We start from the raw sequence: 18,203 nt of genomic DNA, 5'->3' as shown, positions 1-18,203 counted from the left end.
TATCGCGGCGCGCCGCCCGTGAACCAGGCCTCGCTGCGCGACGTCCTGCACCGAGTCTCGCTCCTCGCGCTGGAGAATCCCGAGATCGGGGAGCTGGACCTAAACCCGGTGCTCGCGTTTCCCGGCGACGCGCCTGCGGTGGCGCTGGACGCCCGTCTCAAGCTGGCGCCGGCCGCGGCCGCCGGCGATGCGGGACCGAAAGCGGAGGAGCGCGCGCCGGCCCCGGCGGGCACGGCGTGAGGGCCAAGGTTCCGGGGCTCCCGGGCGCGAAGGGACCGGCGCGGCGGCCGCCGGACAGGGCGCGGCCGGGATCGTTCCGCCGCGCGATCTTCACCATGCGGCCGGAAGAGGTGATGACGATGATCCTCTTCGTGCCGGTCGCGGTCGCCCTCGCCGTCATCGCCGCGAACCCCGCGTCCTATCCAGTGGATCCCGACGCGGCGGGCTATCCGAGCGCGGCCGCCCGGCTCCTCGCGCTGGTCGCCACGGTGGCGCTCACGCTGTGGGTCGTGCGCGCCAAGCCGCGCTGGGAGCTCGCGCGCGATTCGCTGCCGTTCCTCTTCTGCGGCAGCATCTACGCGAGCCTCCACGACCTGATCCGCTTCTACGGCTTTCCCGACATCACCCGGGCGCTCTATCGCGGGGACGTGGCGCTCTTCGGCGTCGAGCCGACCGTGTGGGCGCAGCAGTTCACGGTGCCGTTCTGGACCGACTTCCTCACCGTCTGCTACTGGCTCTTCTACGTGACGCCGCCGCTTCTGGGCCTCCTCCTCTACCGGAAGAAAATGCGCCCGGAGTTCCGCGCCACGCTCCTCTCCATCGTGCTCTGCCTCTACCTGGGCTACATCGGCTACGTCGTCTTCCCGGCCTCCGCTCCGCGCTTCCTGATCGCCGCCCAGCTCGGCCCGCCGCTCCACGGTCTGCTGCCCATCCTCGACCAGTCGCGGGCGGCCACGAAGGCGATCCCGCTCACGGCGCACGGCGCCTTCCCGTCGCTGCACTGCGCCGTGGCCCTCCTGGCGACGCTGCTCGCCTGGCGCCATCTGCGGTGGTTCTTCCCGATCCAGCTGGTGCTCGCGACCGGGCTCATCATCGGCACGGTCTACCTTCGCCACCACTGGGTGGTCGACATCCTGGCGGGGTTCGTCCTCACGTTCTTCTCGCTGTGGGCGGGGCCGAGGCTGGAGCGCTGGTGGGAGGCGCAGGCGGCGCGCTGGGTGCCCGAGCGCGAGCTGGCGCGCGCGAACATCGACGCGGGGGCGCGAAGAACGCGCCGCGCCGACGTCGCTTCGGCCTGATGTTCCGGGCGCCGGAGGCGCCCGGGGAGTGAAACGGGGCTCCCTTGCGAGGGGAGCCCCACTTTCGTCTCACCAGCCTGAGGCTAGCCGAGCCGCCTAGTTTCCGCGATCCCGGCGGCCGTCGTTGTCCTGGTCGTCGTTCTGGTCGCCGTTGTCGTCCTGATTGTCGCCGCGGTTGCGGTCGCGGTAGCGGCCGTCACGCCCGCTGCGATGGTCGCCATCGTCCCGGCGGTCCCGATTCCGGTCCCAGTCCCAGTTGCGATCGCGCGTCCGATAGGAGCGGTCCCGGTTGTCCCAGTTGCGGTCCCGGTTGTCCCAGTTCCCGTCCCGGCGGTAGCGGTCGCCGTTATCGCCGTTGTAGCGATCGCGGGTGCGGTAGGTGCGGCCCTGATACCGGTCGCCCTGGTAGTAGCGATCGCCGTAGTCGCCGCCGCGATACCGGAAGTAGGTGCTGGACGAGCCCCAGTGCCGGCGATAGCGGGTGGGCACATAGGTGAACTGGCGAGGCACCGAGCGATAGTCGATGCGGATGAACGGTCCGCGGTACGAGCGGGCGCGGTACCAGTAGCCTTCGTCGACCATGTAGTACCAGCCGCCGTACCGATAGAAATCGCGGCCGTAGTCGTCATCCATGTAATAGACCTGCGTCCCCGGGACGACGACGTAATCCGGCTCGGAGCGGAAGTGCAGCGCCGCGCCGCGATACGGATCGCCGATGCGAACCGAGATGCCCACGCTGGCCGCCTGCGAGGGGCTTGGGGCCGACACGAAGGCCAGGGAGGCCAGCGCGGCGGCGATCATGAGCGTTCGTTTCATGGTTTCACTCTCCTGTGCGATGCACGTTGCGTCAAGGCGCTGGACCCCGTGGTGTCTCCAGCTTTCGTACCGTTAGACACCGGGAATCCGCCTCGGATCTGCGCTGCCACACTCTTGCCCAACCTTGCCACAAAACATCAAGGGCCCCCTCGCGGGAGCCCCTGAACTCCGCGCGTCCATGCGCGTATCCCTGCTGACCGGCCGCGAATCAGTGCCCGCGGCCGTGTCCTCTCCCATGCCCGTTATCGTGGCGGTTGTCCCACCCACGATCGTGCCGCTCGTCGCGACGTTCCACGAACCGGTCGTCATGATTGCGGTAGTACCCGCGCGCCACGGCGTGCGGCGGCGGTCCGCCCCAGTGCCGGCGATAGCGCACCGGAACCGTCACGATCGCGCGCGGCACCGAGGTCTCGTGGACATACATGAACGGGCCGCGGTAGGAACGCGCCCGATACCAGCGGCCATCGTCGATGAAGTACCAGTAGCTGCCGTACCGATAGACGTCGTAGTCGTAATCCCGCACGTAGTAGACGCGCGTGTCGGGCACGAGGACCACGTCCGGCTCCGAACGGAAGTGAAGCGCGCCTCCGCGATACGGGTCGCCGATGTTGATCGAAACTCCGACGCTCGTAGCAGCCGTGCTCGAGGCCGGGATCGCGGCGAACCCGACCGTCGCCAGGGCGACGGCCGCCATCAGGAGTCGTTTCATCGCTTGTTCCTCCCTCTTCGTGAGCGGGGCGGGATCTCACCCCGACAGGCAGTAGACAAGCAATGGACGTGCCAGGGCCCGTACGGGCGGTGCGGGGCAAGTCGTTGACTTGAAACAGATTAGGATAAACACACCCCGCCGGCGTCGGTCCCGCCGTTGCCAAATGCCGCACGCCGGGACGTCGGGTGCACAGTGCAACTCCAGGGTCCCAGGGGGCATTTACGGACGTCACATTTACGGACGTCATGCGTGCCCGGCGAAGGCAAACGAAAGGCGGGGCCCCGAAGGGCCCCGCCCTGAAGCGATCCTGATTCAACGCGATCAATACCCGCGATCGCGGTCGCGGTACCGATCCCGCCGGTCCATGTCGCTGTTGTGATTGCGATCCCAGTCGCGGTCGTAATCGCGATTGCGCCAGTACCGGTAGTCGCCGTGCCAGTTGTGGCGATAGTCGGCCGGAACCATGTAAATGGCGCGCGGAACCTGCCGTCCGCGAACGTAAATCCACGGGCCGCGATAGCTGCTCGCCCGGAACCAACGGCCGTTGTCGAACGCGTAGTAGAAGCCGCCGTAGCGGTAGACGTCGCGATCCGGATCGTCGATGTAGTAGACGCGTGTGCCCGGGACCACGACCATCTCCGGCCGCTGCCGGAACACCAGTCTGTCGCCGTGATATCGCTCCCCGATCCGCAGGGAGAAGCCGACATCGGCAGCCTTGGCCGGGGTCGTATACCCGGTCGCCAGAAGCGGCGTCAACAGCGCCGCGATGATCATCAGTCGTCTCATGGGGATCCCTTTCCCTTGTGGAACAGCACCCTTGCTGCTCACGGAGAGCACTTTCTGCAATGGACGTGCCATCCGGGCTCAGTGATGTTCCTCGGTTCCGGTGGGAGTCATGTTCCCATCACGGTTTGCGCCATTTCCCTGGTATTGCTCCCACCGGTCGTCGTAGTCCCTGGTCCGCCAGTAGTTGTAATCGCCCTGCCAGCCGTGGCGGTAGTCCGGGGGCACGGAATAGATCTGCCGCGGCACGGTCCGCCCGCGCACATAGATCCACGGGCCGCTGTAGCTGGAGGCCCGATACCAGCGGCCCTCGTCGTACCCGTAGTAGTAGCGGCCGTAGCGATAGACGTCGCCGTCGGAGCTCTGCATGTAGTAGACGCGCGTGCGGGGCACGACCGTCATCTCCGGGCGCGTCGTGAAGTGGAGTCGGGTTCCCTGGTACTTGTCGCCGATGTGGATCGAGATCCCGGCGTCCGCCGCCAGCGCGGGTCGCCCGTTCACGGCGATGAGCGGCATCGCGATCGCCGCCAGAAGGATCAGTCGTTTCATGGGGAGGCTCCCTTGTTTGGGCAAGGCGGCGCGGTGCCGCCCCGCGGATGGGAGCTCGTGCATCCCACATGCCACGGCTAAGAGCATCCGGTGACCCCGGCGCTTCGTCAGGAATGGCGAGTACTTATGCGGGATTTCACCTCGTCGCGGAGGACGTCGGAGCTGTCCCGCTTTACACGGGGGCCCGCCGGATTGTCGAAATCCACGGCGTAGAGACCGAAGCGCCCCTCGTGGCCGTCGGCCCACTCGAAGTTGTCGTACAGGGACCAGTGGAAGTAGCCGCGCACGTCCACGCCCCGCGCCCGTGCGCGGTCGAGGGCGGCGAGGCTCCGGCGCAGGAACTCGGGGCGCAGGCGATCAGCGGCGTCGGCGATTCCGTTTTCGGTCACCACGATCGGCAGCCCGAATCGCTCGCATTCGAGCAGGGCGCGCTCGAGCCCTTCGGGAAGGACCTCCCATCCGAGGTCGTTCACCGGAGCACCCGGCTTGGGGCTGCGCGGATCCTTTCCGGTCAGCGTCACGAGCCAGCGGGTGTAGTAGTTGAGCCCGAGATAGTCGGACGAGCCCTGCATGAGGGACGGCTCCCGGACGGCGGGGCGGGCTCCCGGAATCCGGAGGTCGATCGGTCCTCCCGCGAGCGCGCGCGCCACCGCGACGTTGAACACCTGATGCTGCGCCGAGGCCGCGAGGCGGTCGAGCGGCCACCAGGGCCGCTTCGGATCGAGCAGCACCCAGTGTTTCGAAGCCCCGATCCAGGTCGCGCGACCGTCCCCGTCGGCATCCACGCGATCGGCGTCGCGCAGGGCGCGCGCGGCGAGGGCGTGTCCTTCGAGCATGTTCGCGATCACCTGCAGCGCGCGGGAGCGGTCGCTCACGCCCGGAGGCCAGATGCCGCTCGCGTAGCCGTAGAAGCCGTAGACCTCCGGCTCGTTCACGGTGACCCATCGGTCCACGAGGTCGCCGTAGCGCTCGCCCGCCAGACGCGCGAAGCGCTCGAAGTGGGGCAGGTTCCTTCGCTCTTCCCATCCCCCGAGCGCCGCGAACCAGCGCGGATTGGTGAAGTGGTGCAGGGTGACGAGCGGCGTTAGGCCCCGCGCGCGGCAGCCCTCCACCACGGCACGGTAGTGCGCGATCGCCGATTCGTCGTAGCGGCCGGGCTCCGGCTCGATCCGGCTCCACTCCAGCGAAAAGCGATACGCGTTCAACCCCAGCGCGCGAACCAGGTCGAGGTCTTCCTCGTAGCGCTCCCACCCCAGGCACGCCGATCCCGACCGGGCGCCGCCCCGGATGCGCCCGGGCTGCTGCTCCCAGTCCCACCAGTCGTTTCGGTCGTTGCCGCCTTCGACCTGATGCGCGGAGGTGGCCACGCCCCAGAGAAATGGGTTAGCGTTCGGGCTCATGACGGCGGCCACGTTCCATCGGACGGCGCTTCGCGCGCAAGCGGGAAGTTGGAGCGCGCGATGACCGACACCGCGCGCAATCTCCGGCTGGAGGCGGCCAACGACCGCGATTCCTGTCGCCGGCAGCTCGCGGACAACCGCCGGGCGGCGCGGGAGCTCTTCGCGGAATGCTCGGAGATCCAGCTCCGCTGGCGCCCCGGGCCGGAAGCTTGGTCGATCGCCGAATGCCTGCTGCACCTGATCCAGACCGGGCGCGCCTACCTCCCTTCGTTCGACCGCGCGATCGAAGAGGGCCGGCGCCGGGGGCGGACGGGGGAGGGCCCCTACCGGCATCCCTGGCTCAGCCGCTGGGCGGTGTCGATGCTGGAGCCGCCGGCCCGGCAGCGCTTCAAGGCGCCCGCCATCTTCGCGCCGCAGCCCTTTTCGGGTTCTCCCGCGGCCATTCTCGATGAGTTCGATGCGCTGGGGGCCGCGTTCGTGGAGCGTCTCGACGCCTCGCGCGGTCTCGATCTCGGCCGGCTGCGCGTCGCCTCGCCGGCGATGCCGCTCTTCCGTTTCAGCCTCGGCATGGCGTTCGCGCTCATGGCCGCGCACGAGCGCCGGCACCTGGTCCAGGCGCGCGCCGTCACCGCCGCACCCGGTTTCCCCGGCCGGCCCTGAACCCGCTACAATCCGCGGCCATGCCCTCCCCCGCGCCTATCCGCGTCCTGATCGCCGGCTCCGGCTTCGGCGCCAAGGTCCACGCACCCGCGTTCGCGCAGAACCCCAACTTCACCATCGTGGGGATCGCGAGCGGTCACATGGAATCGGCCCGGGCCGCCGCCGCCTCGCTCGGCATCGCCTACGCCACCGACGACTGGAAGAAGATGCTCGACGAGGTCGAGGCGGACCTCGTCAGCATCGTGACCCCGGTGGATCTCCACTACCCCGTGGCACGGGCGGCGCTGGAGCGGAAGCGCCACGTCCTCTGCGAGAAGCCGTTCGCGATGAACACGGCGCAGGCGAAGGAGCTGGCCGCGCTGGCCAAGGCGCAGGGCGTGGTGAACGTGGTCAATCACGAGTTCCGCTACATGCCCGCGCGCGCCCTCATGAGCCGCCTGATCCAGGAGGGAACGCTGGGGCGCCTGGAGCACCTGGCGATCCAGGATCGGATCCCCGGATGGGCGCGCGATCCGGCGCGGCGGGTCACCTGGCTCGCCGACCGCCAGCGCGGGGGAGGGTTCCTGGGGGCGCTCGGTTCCCATCACGTGGACGCGATCACCCATTGGGCGGGCCCGGTGCGGCGCGTCTTCTGCCGCCTGCGCACCCTGGCCGCGACGGCGCCCGGCCTACCGCCGGGGCACCAGGCGATCACCGCCGACGATTGCTTCACGCTGCTCCTGGAGATGGAGTCAGGGGCCACCGCCGTCGTGGATCTGTTCGCGGGAAGCCGAGCGCGCCGGGAGAGCATGGAGGTCTTCGGGTCGGACGACGCTTTCGTGATCGAGGAGGCGCGGCGGATCGGACGCCGCGACGCGAAGGGCGCGCTGGAGGAGCTGACGATCCCCGCCGACCTGGACCTTCCCGCGACGCCGGAGATGCCGCTGCTCGCGCCCTTCCGCGTCATGGTGTCGCGCCTGCACGACGCCATCCGCGAAGGAGCGCCGCTGGGCCCGACCTTCGCCGAGGGGGTCGAGATCCAGAAGGTGCTCGACACCGCGCGGCTCAGCGATCAGATGGGGACCTGGCTGCCGATCGCCGACTGAGCGCCGCGGAGAACGACGAGAGGGCGGCCGCGGATCGCGACCGCCCTCGTTTACGTCACGCGCCGCTCAACAGCCGACGAGCCAGAGCGGCGCCAGCATCAGCAGGACGAAGATCAGGAACTGCACGATCGGATTGTGCGGGGTCACCGCCCATCACGATACGCGAGGCGTTCCTAGTCGGCCACGCTCAGTTCGTCGTCCGGCTCGCCGTCCCGGTTCCGATCGACCCCCATCTTGATCGCATGACGGATCGCCTGGCGGATCGCCTGGTCGTTGTCCAGATTCCTCGGATCCAGGAAGTGGCCGTCGCGGTCCATGAGGAGCTTCGAGAGGTCGAAGACCAGGAACGTGGTCACCGGCTTGTCGCCCGTGACGTTGAACGATCCGTGGATGATGAACTCGTCGTCGATCCGCGCCGTGTAGACGAAGTGGCCGCCGCCGGCTCCGGCGATGTCCCCTTCGAGGAGGATCGTCGCCCCGACCAGATCGGGATATTGCGTCGCGAGCGGGCCGCCGGCGGCGAGCGCCTGGAGGTGGCCCATGATCATGGAGTAGACGCCGGCCGGGACCATCTGCGTTCCCAGCGACTGGGCGTCGCCGGCCAGGAGATCGATGACGAACGGGCCGTGGAAGCGGACCTGGCCGCCCGTGTCGCTCCCCTCGGCGTCGGTCGAATCGTTGTCGCCGAGCCCGAGCGTGTCGGCCCGGTCCTCGCCTTCGGGCAGGACGAACCGGATGTCGCGAACCGTGATCAGCGCCCGGGTGAAGGTCACCGGGATCGTGTCCTGGGCCGAGGCGGCGCTCAGCATCGCGGCCGTGGAAAAGCGCTGGGTCGGGGCGCCGGAACCCTGGGCTTCCAGGGTGAGCGGAACACGGTGGGGCGCGGCGACGTTGTCCTTGCCACAGCCCCAGAGGCCGATGACGGCAAGGCCGCCGACCAGAAGGGCCGCCTGGAAGGAGCGGGCATAGCGAAGCTGGGTCCTAAGATGGTGGAGTTTCATGGTCTGGGTTCTCCTGGCTGGATGTCGGGCTTGACCATTACCCCTGGGACTCCCCCTGAGTGTGCCATTCTAACACACCTCTTTGCCCTGGGCGGTTCCAGGGTGCTCCGTGCGATACTCGGGTTCCATGCCGCCGACAGGGGGAAATCGCCGATGAATCCGCGGGTCCCGCGCCGTTCGCACGTTCTGTTTTCCGCGATCGTTCTCACCCTCGCCGCCGCCTCGGTCGCTCGAGCGGACGAGGCGAGGCTGCCGACCGACGTCCAGCCCCGATTCGAAGCGGTGCAGCTTCAGCTGGACCCCTCGAAACCGGACTACACGGGGACCGTGCGCGTGGACCTGACGGTGCGGCAACCCACGGAGACGATCCGCTTCCACGCCCAGGCCCTGGATCTGCGCCGCGTGGAGCTGGCCGGCGCGGACGGGAAGACGCTCCTGGCCTATGGGCCCGACGACCACGGGATCGTGACCGCGAAGGGGACCGCGACGATCGCTCCGGGGGACTACGTCCTCACGATCGACTTCGTGAACGACTTCGACCGGACGGCCGCTTCGCTCTTCCGGCTGGAGACCGGCGGTCGCTGGTACGCCTACACGCAATTCGAGGCGGTGGACGCGCGCAAGGCCTTCCCGTGCTGGGACGAGCCCGCCTACAAAGTTCCCTGGCAGGTCACGCTCTCCATCCCCGACGGGCAGGAAGCGGTCTCGAACACGCCCGTGGAGAAGGACACCCGCGCGGGCGGCGTCCGCACGCTGGTCTTCGGGAAGACGAAGCCGCTTCCTTCCTACCTGATCGCGATGGCGGTGGGCCCCCTGGAGTTCGTTCCGATTTCCGGGCTGCGCGTGCCTGGCCGCGTCGTGGTGCCGCAGGGCTCGAAAGCGCTCGCGAGCACGGCCGCGACGATGACCCCGCCCCTGTTCGACGCGCTGGAGCGATGGTTCGGGATCCCCTATCCCTACGAGAAGCTGGATCTCATCGCGGTGCCGGAGTTCTCTCCCGGCGCCATGGAGAACCCCGGCGCGATCACCTACGGAGACCAGTTCCTGCTCTTCGACGAGAAGTCGATCAGCGCCTCGCAGAAGCGGACCTTCGCCGTGTTCACCGCGCACGAGATGGCGCACATGTGGTTCGGCGACTACGTGACGATGAAGTGGTGGGACGACCTCTGGCTGAACGAATCGTTCGCCGAGTGGATGGGGGACAAGATCGCCGACCAGGTCTTTCCCGCCTACCGGATCCCGCTGCACGAGCTCAGCGACGGCGAGCGCGCCTTAGCGACCGACGCGCAGCTCGCGACCCACGCCGTGCGCCGGCCGGTGAAGACGATGGACAACCTGTACGAGGCGGCCGACGACCTCGCCTACCACAAGGGGCAGGCGGTGCTCTACATGACGGAGCGCTGGATCGGGCCGGAGGTCTTCCGGAAGGGCGTGGTGGGCTACCTGAAGGAGCATGCCTACGGCAGCGCGGAGGGAAAGGACCTCTGGAACGCGCTCGGCCGCGCTTCGGGAAAGGACGTTCCGGGCGTGCTCGCGAGCTTCCTCGATCAGCCCGGCGTTCCGGTCGTGAACGCCGAGCTCAAGAGGAGCGGCGAGGTGGAGCTCTCCCAGAAACGGTTCCTGAACTACGGCGTGGCCGCTCCCGAGCGCACCCTCTGGAAAATCCCGGTCACGCTCCTCTGGATATCGGGCGGGAAGCCGAAGACGCTGTCGGTGCTCCTCGACCAGGAGCGGATGACGGTGCGCCTTCCGGGCAAGACGCCTCCGTGGGTGCATCCCAACGCGGACGAGGGGGGCTATTACCGCTGGAGCGTGGATGCCGGCTCCCTCCCCTCGCTGATCGCCGACGCGCCGACGGCGCTCACCGCGCGCGAGCGCGTCGGGTTCGTCCAGAACGCGACGGGGCTCCTCCACTCGGGCGCGATCCACGGAGATCGATACCTCGAAGCCCTCGCCGGATTCTCCGAGGATTCCAATCCGCTCGTGATCCAATCGCTCGCCAACGCGCTCACCGGCGTCGAGGACGTATTCGTCACCGACACGAACGAGGGCGGCTTCGCGGCCTACGTGCGCCGTCTCCTGGGGCCTGCCATGCGGCGATTCGGCATCGACCGGAAGCCGGGCGAGGACGAAGCGGTGTCCCTGGTGCGCCCCTCCCTGTACGACTGGCTGGGCGACGAGGGGCACGACGAGGAGGTTCTCGGGCACGCCGAGGCGCTCGCGGCGTCGTTCCTCCGCGACCGCGCCTCGATCGACCCCTCCCTGATCGCCCAGTCGCTGCGTCTCTCCGCGATCCGGGGGGACTCGACGCGCTTCGGGGAGTACCAGCGGCGCTTCGAGGCCGCCACCGTTCCCGCCGAGCGCGGGTACTTCCTCTCGGCGCTCGGGACGTTTCGCGATCCGGCGCTGCGCCGCCGCGCGCTCGACTACGTGCTGACCGGCCCCCTGCGGCCCCAGGAGTACTACGAGATCCCCCAGGCGATCGGCGCCCTGCCGCGCCAGCGCGACGAGGTGTGGGCCTGGTGGACGGGGCACTACCAGGAGGTGGTCGCGCGGATGCCGCCGGAGTACGCCATGTTCATCCCGTTCTCGGCGGGGGGGTGCTCAGCGACGCGCCTCCAGTCGGCGCAGGCCTTCTTCGCCGATCCCAAGAACCAGAAGGCGGGGACGATGAACATGCTGGCCAAGGTCGCGGAGGGAACGCAGGACTGCCTGGAGCTGCGCGAGCGGGAGGGGGCGGCCGTGGACCGTGCGCTGGGCGCGAGGGCGGAGGCGGGCGCGGGCGCCAAGGGCGGCGCGGGCAGCGCCAGGTAGAGAGCGCTGCGACCGGGTTCGCCGGCTTCGGAAATAGGGAAGGGGCCGTGAGCATGGCTCGCGGCCCCTTCGCAAAGTGGTTGCGGGGAGAGGATTTGAACCTCTGACCTTCGGGTTATGAGCCCGACGAGCTACCAGGCTGCTCCACCCCGCAGGGGAATACTCCCCGAACGCCGCCCTCGTGTAAAGTGCTTTCCTTCCAGCCTCGGCCGCGCATCCAAGACGGAAACCTCGGGGGTGTCGTGGAGTCATCGGAACGCTCAGGCGATCTCGCCGTCGGCCGCACCCTTCAGCGCTATCGGATCCTCGAACCGCTCGGCTCGGGCGGCGTGGGCGAGGTCTATCGGGCGCGCGACGAACGGCTGGGCCGCGAAGTCGCCCTCAAGATCCTGCGCTCCGACGCCGCCGACGCGGCCTCCCGCGACCGCTTGCGGCGCGAGGCCCGCACCCTCTCGCAGCTCAACCATCCGGGCATCAGCACCATTCACGACGTCGAGACCGCCGACGGCGTGGATTTCATCGTGATGGAGCTGGTCACGGGCGAGACGCTCGCCTCCCGCCTCGAGCGCGGTCCGCTCTCCGAGGGGATCGCGCGGGTGTACGGCGCCGAGATCGCCGACGCGCTGGGTGCGGCGCACGATCGCGGCGTCATTCACCGGGATCTGAAGCCCGGGAACGTGATGATCGACGAGCGCGGACGGCTGAAGCTCCTCGACTTCGGGCTCGCGCTCTTCCGTCCCGCCTCCGTCTCGAGCGCCGACTCGACCGCGGACGCGCTGAGCGGCGCCCTCGTGGGGACGCTCCCCTACATGGCGCCCGAGCAGCTCCTGGGCCGCGCCCTCGATCCGCGCGCCGATCTCTACTCGCTGGGCGTCCTGCTCTACGAGATGACGACCGGGCGGCGTCCCTTCCAGGCCGAGCCCGCGACCGCGCTCATCAACGAGATCCTGAACGCGCCGGCGCCGCCCCCATCGACCTGGGCGCCCCATCTCTCCGAGGAGTGTTCGCGCCTCGTCCAGGCGCTCTTGGAGAAGGATCCGGCGCGGCGGCCCGCTTCGGCGTCACACGTGGCTTCGGCGCTGCGCGAATCGGGGCGCGCGTCCGACGGCTCCGAGGGCGCGGCGGGCGTCGTCGCCGCGGCCGCGGCGACCACGATCGCGTCGGTCGCCGTGCTCCCGCTGGCCAACCTGACCGGAGCGCCCGACCAGGAGTTCTTCGTGGACGGGATGACGGAGGCGCTCATCGCCACGCTCGCCCAGGTGCGCGCGCTGCGCGTCGTCTCGCGCACCTCGGTCATGCGCTACAAGGGAACCGCGGAGCCGCTGCCCGCGATCGCGCGAGCGCTCGAGGTGGACGCGATCGTCGAGGGGGCGGTGGCGCGCTCGGCGGACCGCGTGCGCGTGACCGCGCAGCTCATCGACGCCACGAGCGACCGCCATCTCTGGGCGCGCAGCTACGAGCGCGACGTCCACGACGTGCTGGCGCTCCAGTCGGAGCTGGCGCAGGCGATCGCCGAGGAGATCCAGGTGCACGTGACGCACGAGGAGCGGGCGCGGCTCGTGAACCCGAAGCGGGTGGATCCCGCCGCCTACGAAGAGTACCTGCGCGGGCGCTTCTACTGGAACCGGCGGAACGAGGCGGCGGCGCGGCGCGCCATCGAATGCTTCGAGCGGTCGATCGCGCGCGACCCGGCGTGGGCTCCGGCCCACTCGGGGATCGCCGACGCGTGGCTCACGCTGGCGAACTACGACTACGTCCCGCCGATGGAGGCGTATCCGCGCGCCGCGGCGGCCGTCGAGCGCGCACTGGCGCTGGACGACCAGCTGGCCGAGGCGTACGTCTCGCTGGGCGCCCTTCGCACCGACGCGAATTGGGACTGGCCGGCCGCGGAGGCGGCGTTCCGCCGCGCGCTGGCGCTCGATCCGAACAGCGCCGCCGCGTACCACTGGTACGGCGACCTCATGTCCCTGACCTCGCGCCACGACGAAGCGATCGCCGCGGCGCGCCGCGCGCGCGACCTGGACCCGCTCTCGCTCGTGGTCAGCACCTCGCTCGGGATCCACCTCTTCTACGCGCGGCGCTACGACGAGGCGGCGGCGCAGCAGCAGCGGACGCTCGAGCTGGACCCCACGTTCGCGCCGGCGCTCCGCAGTCTGGGCGGCGCCTACGAGCAGCTGGGCCGCTACGACGACGCCATCGCGGCGTACCATCGGGCGCACGCGCTCCTCCCGTCGGAGCTCTCGGCGACCACGCTCCTCGGGCATGCGCTCGCGATCGCCGGGCGAACGGAGGAGGCGCGGAAGCTTTTGAGCGAGCTGACGGAGGAATCGGGGAGGCGCTACGTGTCGCGCTACCGTCTGGCGGCGATCCACCTGGCGCTGGGGGAGCGGGGGATCGCGCTCGACTTCCTGGAGCAGGCGCTGCGCGGCCGCGACCGCGCGATGATCTGGCTGAACGTGGCGCCCCGCTTCGACCCGCTTCGCGGCGAGCCGCGCTTCCGCGCGATCATCGCCGCGATGCGTCTCGACCCCGCGAAGGGTCAGCGCCCGGAGTCGGCTCCGTCGTCCTGATAGCGGTAGACGATCTCGTCCTTCTTGACGAGGTGGAAGCGCTCGCGGGCGACCCGCTCCTCGAGGAGCGGATCCTTGGCCTGCTCCTTACGCCGCGCCTCGAGCGCCTCGGCGCGCGCGGTCAGCTCCAGCTTCCGCTTCTCGAGCGCCGCGGTCTCGCGCTTCAGGGCGGCGGTGCGGAACAGGCCGGTGTCGCTTCCCACGAACGACCAGAGCAGCCAGGCCAGGAAGGCGAGCCCCGCGATCCAGAGGACGGGGTGCTTCTGGCGCGTCTCCTTGGGCGGAAGGCGAAGGAACCGCTTTGCGCGCTCGCGCGGCGGTCCGTCGGGGCTCTGGTACGGGGACCGGAGCAACGGTCAGGCCCGCGCGGCGGCCGCGCCGGAGTTCCCGCGCGCGCCGGGGCGGGCCGCGCCCGATCCGGCGAGCTTCGCCGCCGACGATCCGCGGAACGCCGCCGCGCCCGGGTAGACGGCCGCGTCGGCCAGCTGCTCCTCGATGCGGAGGAGCTGGTTGTACTTCGCGATCCGGTCGCTGCGGGAGAGGGAGCCGGTCTTGATCTGCCCCGCGTTCACGGCCACGGCGAGATCGGCGATCGAGGAATCCTCGGTTTCGCCGGAGCGGTGCGAGATCACCGTGGTGAATCCCGCGCGCGTCGCCATGCCGATCGCGTCCAGGGTCTCCGTCACGGTGCCGATCTGGTTCAGCTTGACCAGGATCGAGTTCGCGGCGCCCTCGTCGATCCCGCGCCGGAGAATGGCCGGATTGGTGACGAAGATGTCGTCGCCGACGATCTGGACCGCGTCGCCCAGCTCTTCGGTGAGCCGGCGCCATCCGTCCCAGTCCCCCTCGGCAAGGCCGTCCTCGATCGATACGATCGGGTAGCGGTCGGCGAGGCCCTTGAGATAGCCGATCATTCCGCCCGAATCGATCCCATGCCGTCCGTCCAGGGCGTAGGTCCCGTTGTCGAACAGCTCCGAGGCGGCGACGTCGACCGCGAGCGCGACGTCGGTGCCCGGCCGGAAGCCCGCCTTCTCGATGGCGCCGACGAGCAGGTCGAGCGCCTCGGCGTTGCTCTTGAGATTCGGCGCGAAGCCCCCTTCGTCGCCCACGGCCGTCACGAGCCCCTTGTCCTTGAGGAGGCGCTTCAGCGTGTGGAACACCTCCGCGCCGTAGCGGAGCGCTTCGCGGAACGAAGGCGCTCCCAGCGGGACGATCATGAATTCCTGGATGTCGAGATTGTTGTCCGCGTGCGCGCCGCCGTTGATCACGTTCATGAGCGGAACGGGCAGCGTGCGCGCCCCGGCTCCGCCCAGGTAGCGGTACAGCGGGAGCAGGTGCGCGTCGGCCGCCGCCTTGGCGCAGGCGAGCGAGACCCCCAGCACGGCGTTGGCGCCGAGGTTCTTCTTGGTGGGGGTGCCGTCCAGCTCGATCAGGATCCCGTCCACGCCGGCCTGGTCGGAGGCGTCCTCGCCCACGATCCGCGCCGCGATCGTCTCGTTCACGTTCTGGACGGCGCGGGAGACCCCCTTGCCCAGGTAGCGCTTGGCGTCCCCGTCGCGCAGCTCCAGCGCTTCCCGGGAGCCGGTCGAGGCGCCCGAGGGCACGGCGGCGCGGCCGATGGCGCCTCCGGAGAGGGCGACCTCCACCTCCACGGTCGGCTGGCCGCGGGAGTCGAGGATTTCGCGAGCGAATACGGATTCGATCTCGGTCATGGCGCTCGCACGCTAGGCGCTCTTCGCGAGGGGATCAAGGGAAAAGCCTTGACGCTCCTTCGGCCGGCCGCCTACGGTCCGCGCCCGGGTCCCGGCCGCGCGCCGGAAGACCCTCCCGAATCCCCGATGACTCGATTTGGACGAAACTTGGCGGGCTCCGGACTCGTAACGAACGTGACGGTCCCGAGGAGGGGCCGGCGCTAGTGGCGGCCGATGATCGGGAGCTGGTCCGGCGGTGCCTGGCCCGGGACGACCGGGCCTACCGCGAGCTGGTGCGGGCCTATCAGACGCCGGTGGTGAACCTGGCCTGGCGCATCACCGGCAATCCCGACGACGCTGCGGAGGTGGCGCAGGAGACGTTCATCCGGGTGCTCCGGTCCCTGCACACGTACGACCCGGACCGGCCGCTCCGCTCCTGGCTCTTCAAGATCGCGTCCAACCTGGCGCTGGATCTGATCCGGCGCCGGAAGCGGCGGCCCATCGCGCTGGAGGATCTCTCCGACGAGGACGGCCCCGCGGTGGAGGCGGTGGATCCGGGCCCCGGGCCCGAAGAGGGGCTCCGGCTGGAGTGGGCCGAGGAGCGGTTCCAAGCCCTGGTGGCCGAGCTGCCCGAGCACTACCGGGCGATCCTCCACCTCCGCTACCGCGAGGAGTTCTCCTACGAGGAGATCGCGGAGACGCTGGGAATCCCGCTCGGGACCGTGAAGGTGAGGCTGCACCGGGCGCACGAGAACTTGCGACGGAAACTGACCGCCCGAGAACCACGACGAGGAACGATGCCGTGAAGACCAACCTGACCTGTGCCGCCTGCCGGAGCGAGCTCACCGCCCTCGTGGACGGCGCCATCCATCCGGCCGTGGCCCGGGCCATCCTGAGCCACGTCGAGTCGTGCGCCGGATGCCGCCAGCGCCTCGAGGCGCACCGGCTGATCGCCCAGCACGCGCGGCGCCTCCCCTCGATCGAGGCTCCGGCCTGGCTCGAGGATCGCGTGGTGGCCGCGGTGACGCGCCCCGCCCGCATCCGCCGGCTCGCGCGCCGCGCCGGCGCCCTGGCGCTCGCGGCGTCGTTCGCGATCACGGCGGGGCTCCTCGCGATCTACCCGAAGCTCGCGGCGCAGTACGGCCTCCCGACGCCGGGAACGGCCTTCTCGCGCGCGATCGGCGGCGTCATCGACCTGCTCGTCTCCGTTCCGAAGCAGGTCGCCGCGGAGATCTCGTTCTATGGACCGTTCGCGCGGCAGGTCTGGGCGGCGTTCCATACCCTTAGCGCGCTGCCGCGCGCCGCGCTCGTCGTGCTCCAATCGCCGGAGTCGCAGATCGCCGGCGCGTTCCTTCTCACCCTGGGAGTCGCCATCTTCTGGATCCTGCGACCCTCCCGCAACGAAAGGGGTATCGGCCATGCGTGCCTGGCGCTCTGATTCCGGGGCGCGGACTGCATCGAGCCTTCGCACTCCGCGCCGCTTCCTGCTCGCGCTCCTCGCTCTGCTGATCGCGGGACTGGCTCCGGCTCCGGAGGCGCTCGCCGCCCCCGCCCGAACGGCTGCGAAAACCGCGCCGCGTCCGCCCGCCGACACGACGTCGGACGAGTCCGGCTTCCGCGTGCGCGTCAGCGAGACCAAGAGCGGCAAGCACGCCCCGGCGCTTCCGTCCAAGCCGGACGCGGTGGTCGCGCCCGACGTTCCCGAGCCTCCGGACGTTCCCGAGCCTCCGGACGCCAACAGCAATGACGACAACGGCGAAAACGACCTGGTCCGGTTCGGCGAGGACATCACGATCCCCGCCGACAAGGTGGTCGAGGGGAACGTGGTCGCGATCGGCGGCAACGTGACGGTCTACGGCCGCGTGAAGGGGGACGTCACCTCGGTCGGCGGGACCGTCGAAGTGAAGGGGGCCGGCGTCGTCGAAGGGGACGCGGTCAGCCTGGGCGGCGGCGTGAACACCACCGACAGCGCCTCGGTCGCGGGGAGCAACGTCTCGATCGGGACGCACCGCTTCTGGCACGGCTGGGGAATGCTGCCGATGCTGGGCCTGATGGGCGTGCCCATGTTCGGCGCCTGGCTGGTCGGCACCATCGTGAAGCTCATTCTCACGCTCTTCTTCGCCTGGCTCGCCCTGCTGCTCTGGAAGGACGGCATCGTCCGGGCGTCGGTTCTGATGCGCGAGCGGTTCGGGAAGTCGTTCGTCATGGGGCTGCTCACCATGGCGGGGCTCGTGGTCGCGATCCCCGTCGGGATCATCTCGCTCGTGCTGCTGGCGGCCATCGCCATCGTGATCCTCTGCATCACGATCATCGGCATTCCGGTCGCCCTGCTGCTCGTGATCGCGCTCGTTCTCGCGATCGTCGGCCTCGTGGTGGGCGCCATCTTCCTGATGTTCCTGGGCTACGTGAACGGGCTTCTCTACCTCGGCCGCCGCGTGCTCGGCGAGCGCGGGCGCGACAAGTCGCCGATCCTGGCGATCGGGGTGGGCATGGTGCTGATCCTGTTGCTGAAGCTGATGGGGCAGATCGCGGGCTTCGCGGGCGTGATGCTCTTCCATCCGCTCAGCATCGCGTTCGGGATCGCCGCCGGCGCGCTCGCCTTCATCCTGACGGTGGCGGGCCTGGGCGCTCTCTGGCTCAGCTTCGCGCAGGGAGGCGGTCTGGCGTGGCGCAGCTACAACTGGGGCCCGCTGCGGCGCGGGCCGTCCCCTTCGGGCGCGGAAATGCCTCCGCCCGCTCCGGCGCCCGGCGTCGCGACGCCCCCTCCGCCCACGGCCGAAGCGCCCCGGCCGGTGGACGGCACCTCGGACGCTCCCTAGCTAGGGTT

General features: G+C 69.8%; 16 protein-coding genes, 1 tRNA gene and 1 pseudogene. 9 read left to right on the top strand and 9 right to left on the bottom strand.

Going from position 1 to position 18,203, the window contains the following annotated elements; genetic code table 11:
* Positions 1–240, top strand: a 240-nt coding sequence (locus tag VE326_01785) for an acetate--CoA ligase family protein (GenBank protein ID HYJ31927.1), incomplete at its 5' end; no start/stop codon positions are given.
* Entirely contained in the window at positions 237–1,298 is a 1,062-nt protein-coding gene (locus VE326_01780; GenBank protein HYJ31926.1) for a phosphatase PAP2 family protein, read from the top strand. The genes VE326_01785 and VE326_01780, both read left to right, overlap by 4 nt.
* 96 nt (positions 1,299–1,394) lie before the next feature.
* Here the strand turns inward: VE326_01780 and VE326_01775 are convergent, their stop codons facing one another.
* The 5 genes from VE326_01775 to VE326_01755 all read right to left on the bottom strand — a co-directional run bounded on the left by VE326_01775 (position 1,395) and on the right by VE326_01755 (position 5,555).
* On the bottom strand, positions 1,395–2,114 hold the full coding sequence (locus VE326_01775; GenBank protein HYJ31925.1) for a hypothetical protein: 720 nt from the start codon (positions 2,112–2,114) through the stop codon (positions 1,395–1,397).
* A 208-nt stretch (positions 2,115–2,322) separates the two neighbouring features.
* A complete protein-coding gene (locus VE326_01770) occupies positions 2,323–2,823 on the bottom strand; it encodes a hypothetical protein (GenBank protein HYJ31924.1) in 501 nt (166 codons plus the stop codon).
* 321 nt (positions 2,824–3,144) lie between these two features.
* A complete protein-coding gene (locus VE326_01765; GenBank protein ID HYJ31923.1) occupies positions 3,145–3,609 on the bottom strand; it encodes a hypothetical protein in 465 nt (154 codons plus the stop codon).
* 78 nt (positions 3,610–3,687) lie between these two features.
* Entirely contained in the window at positions 3,688–4,155 is a 468-nt protein-coding gene (locus tag VE326_01760) for a hypothetical protein (protein HYJ31922.1), read from the bottom strand.
* A 107-nt stretch (positions 4,156–4,262) separates the two neighbouring features.
* Positions 4,263–5,555, bottom strand: a complete 1,293-nt coding sequence (locus VE326_01755; protein ID HYJ31921.1) for a glycoside hydrolase family 1 protein — start codon at positions 5,553–5,555, stop codon at positions 4,263–4,265.
* A 60-nt stretch (positions 5,556–5,615) separates the two neighbouring features.
* Here VE326_01755 and VE326_01750 point away from each other — a divergent pair, with 60 nt between their 5' ends.
* Positions 5,616–6,215, top strand: coding sequence for a DinB family protein (locus VE326_01750; GenBank protein HYJ31920.1), 600 nt, complete (start codon positions 5,616–5,618; stop codon positions 6,213–6,215).
* A 20-nt stretch (positions 6,216–6,235) separates the two neighbouring features.
* Positions 6,236–7,300, top strand: a complete 1,065-nt coding sequence (locus VE326_01745) for a Gfo/Idh/MocA family oxidoreductase (GenBank protein ID HYJ31919.1) — start codon at positions 6,236–6,238, stop codon at positions 7,298–7,300.
* A 173-nt stretch (positions 7,301–7,473) separates the two neighbouring features.
* Here VE326_01745 and VE326_01740 read toward each other — a convergent pair whose 3' ends face one another.
* On the bottom strand, positions 7,474–8,301 hold the full coding sequence (locus VE326_01740; protein HYJ31918.1) for a hypothetical protein: 828 nt from the start codon (positions 8,299–8,301) through the stop codon (positions 7,474–7,476).
* 153 nt (positions 8,302–8,454) lie between these two features.
* Here VE326_01740 and VE326_01735 point away from each other — a divergent pair, with 153 nt between their 5' ends.
* Entirely contained in the window at positions 8,455–11,115 is a 2,661-nt protein-coding gene (locus tag VE326_01735; protein ID HYJ31917.1) for a M1 family metallopeptidase, read from the top strand.
* Positions 11,116–11,192: 77 nt separating this feature from the next.
* On the opposite strand, the gene VE326_01730 is transcribed toward VE326_01735, so the two are convergent.
* A tRNA-Met gene (locus tag VE326_01730) sits at positions 11,193–11,269 on the bottom strand.
* 88 nt (positions 11,270–11,357) lie between these two features.
* Here VE326_01730 and VE326_01725 point away from each other — a divergent pair.
* Positions 11,358–13,685 (top strand): protein kinase, encoded by a 2,328-nt coding sequence (locus tag VE326_01725; GenBank protein HYJ31916.1) that lies wholly within the window; start codon positions 11,358–11,360, stop codon positions 13,683–13,685.
* Here the strand turns inward: VE326_01725 and VE326_01720 are convergent.
* Positions 13,655–14,038, bottom strand: a complete 384-nt coding sequence (locus VE326_01720; GenBank protein ID HYJ31915.1) for a septum formation initiator family protein — start codon at positions 14,036–14,038, stop codon at positions 13,655–13,657. The genes VE326_01725 and VE326_01720 overlap by 31 nt on opposite strands.
* Before the next feature lie 90 nt (positions 14,039–14,128).
* A pseudogene (gene eno, locus VE326_01715) lies at positions 14,129–15,397 on the bottom strand (phosphopyruvate hydratase).
* A 203-nt stretch (positions 15,398–15,600) separates the two neighbouring features.
* On the opposite strand from eno, the gene VE326_01710 reads away from it, so the two are divergent.
* The 3 genes from VE326_01710 to VE326_01700 are packed head-to-tail and all read left to right on the top strand — an operon-like array spanning position 15,601 to position 18,195.
* Positions 15,601–16,182, top strand: coding sequence for a sigma-70 family RNA polymerase sigma factor (locus tag VE326_01710; GenBank protein ID HYJ31914.1), 582 nt, complete (start codon positions 15,601–15,603; stop codon positions 16,180–16,182).
* Entirely contained in the window at positions 16,179–16,814 is a 636-nt protein-coding gene (locus tag VE326_01705) for a hypothetical protein (protein ID HYJ31913.1), read from the top strand. Before VE326_01710 ends, VE326_01705 begins: the two co-directional genes overlap by 4 nt.
* Positions 16,795–18,195 carry a polymer-forming cytoskeletal protein gene (locus VE326_01700; GenBank protein HYJ31912.1) on the top strand — a complete coding sequence of 467 codons (1,401 nt, stop codon included), beginning with the start codon at positions 16,795–16,797 and terminating at the stop codon, positions 18,193–18,195. The genes VE326_01705 and VE326_01700 overlap by 20 nt, the downstream gene beginning before the upstream one ends.
* Positions 18,196–18,203 lie beyond the last annotated feature (8 nt).

This window comes from Candidatus Binatia bacterium (assembly GCA_035631035.1).
Lineage (GTDB): Bacteria > Eisenbacteria > RBG-16-71-46 > SZUA-252 > SZUA-252 > DASQJL01.
This window is presented reverse-complemented; position numbering and strand designations above follow the sequence as displayed.

Excerpts from the sequence above, each read along its gene's own strand:
- VE326_01760 (HYJ31922.1), bottom strand. The coding sequence starts at position 4,155 with ATGAAACGACTGATCCTTCTGGCGGCGATCGCGATGCCGCTCATCGCC.
- VE326_01740 (HYJ31918.1), bottom strand. The coding sequence starts at position 8,301 with ATGAAACTCCACCATCTTAGGACCCAGCTTCGCTATGCCCGCTCCTTC.
- VE326_01775 (HYJ31925.1), bottom strand. The coding sequence starts at position 2,114 with ATGAAACGAACGCTCATGATCGCCGCCGCGCTGGCCTCCCTGGCCTTC.
- VE326_01745 (HYJ31919.1), top strand. The coding sequence starts at position 6,236 with ATGCCCTCCCCCGCGCCTATCCGCGTCCTGATCGCCGGCTCCGGCTTC.
- VE326_01700 (HYJ31912.1), top strand. The coding sequence starts at position 16,795 with ATGCGTGCCTGGCGCTCTGATTCCGGGGCGCGGACTGCATCGAGCCTT.
- VE326_01755 (HYJ31921.1), bottom strand. The coding sequence starts at position 5,555 with ATGAGCCCGAACGCTAACCCATTTCTCTGGGGCGTGGCCACCTCCGCG.
- VE326_01770 (HYJ31924.1), bottom strand. The coding sequence starts at position 2,823 with ATGAAACGACTCCTGATGGCGGCCGTCGCCCTGGCGACGGTCGGGTTC.
- VE326_01750 (HYJ31920.1), top strand. The coding sequence starts at position 5,616 with ATGACCGACACCGCGCGCAATCTCCGGCTGGAGGCGGCCAACGACCGC.
- VE326_01765 (HYJ31923.1), bottom strand. The coding sequence starts at position 3,609 with ATGAGACGACTGATGATCATCGCGGCGCTGTTGACGCCGCTTCTGGCG.
- VE326_01735 (HYJ31917.1), top strand. The coding sequence starts at position 8,455 with ATGAATCCGCGGGTCCCGCGCCGTTCGCACGTTCTGTTTTCCGCGATC.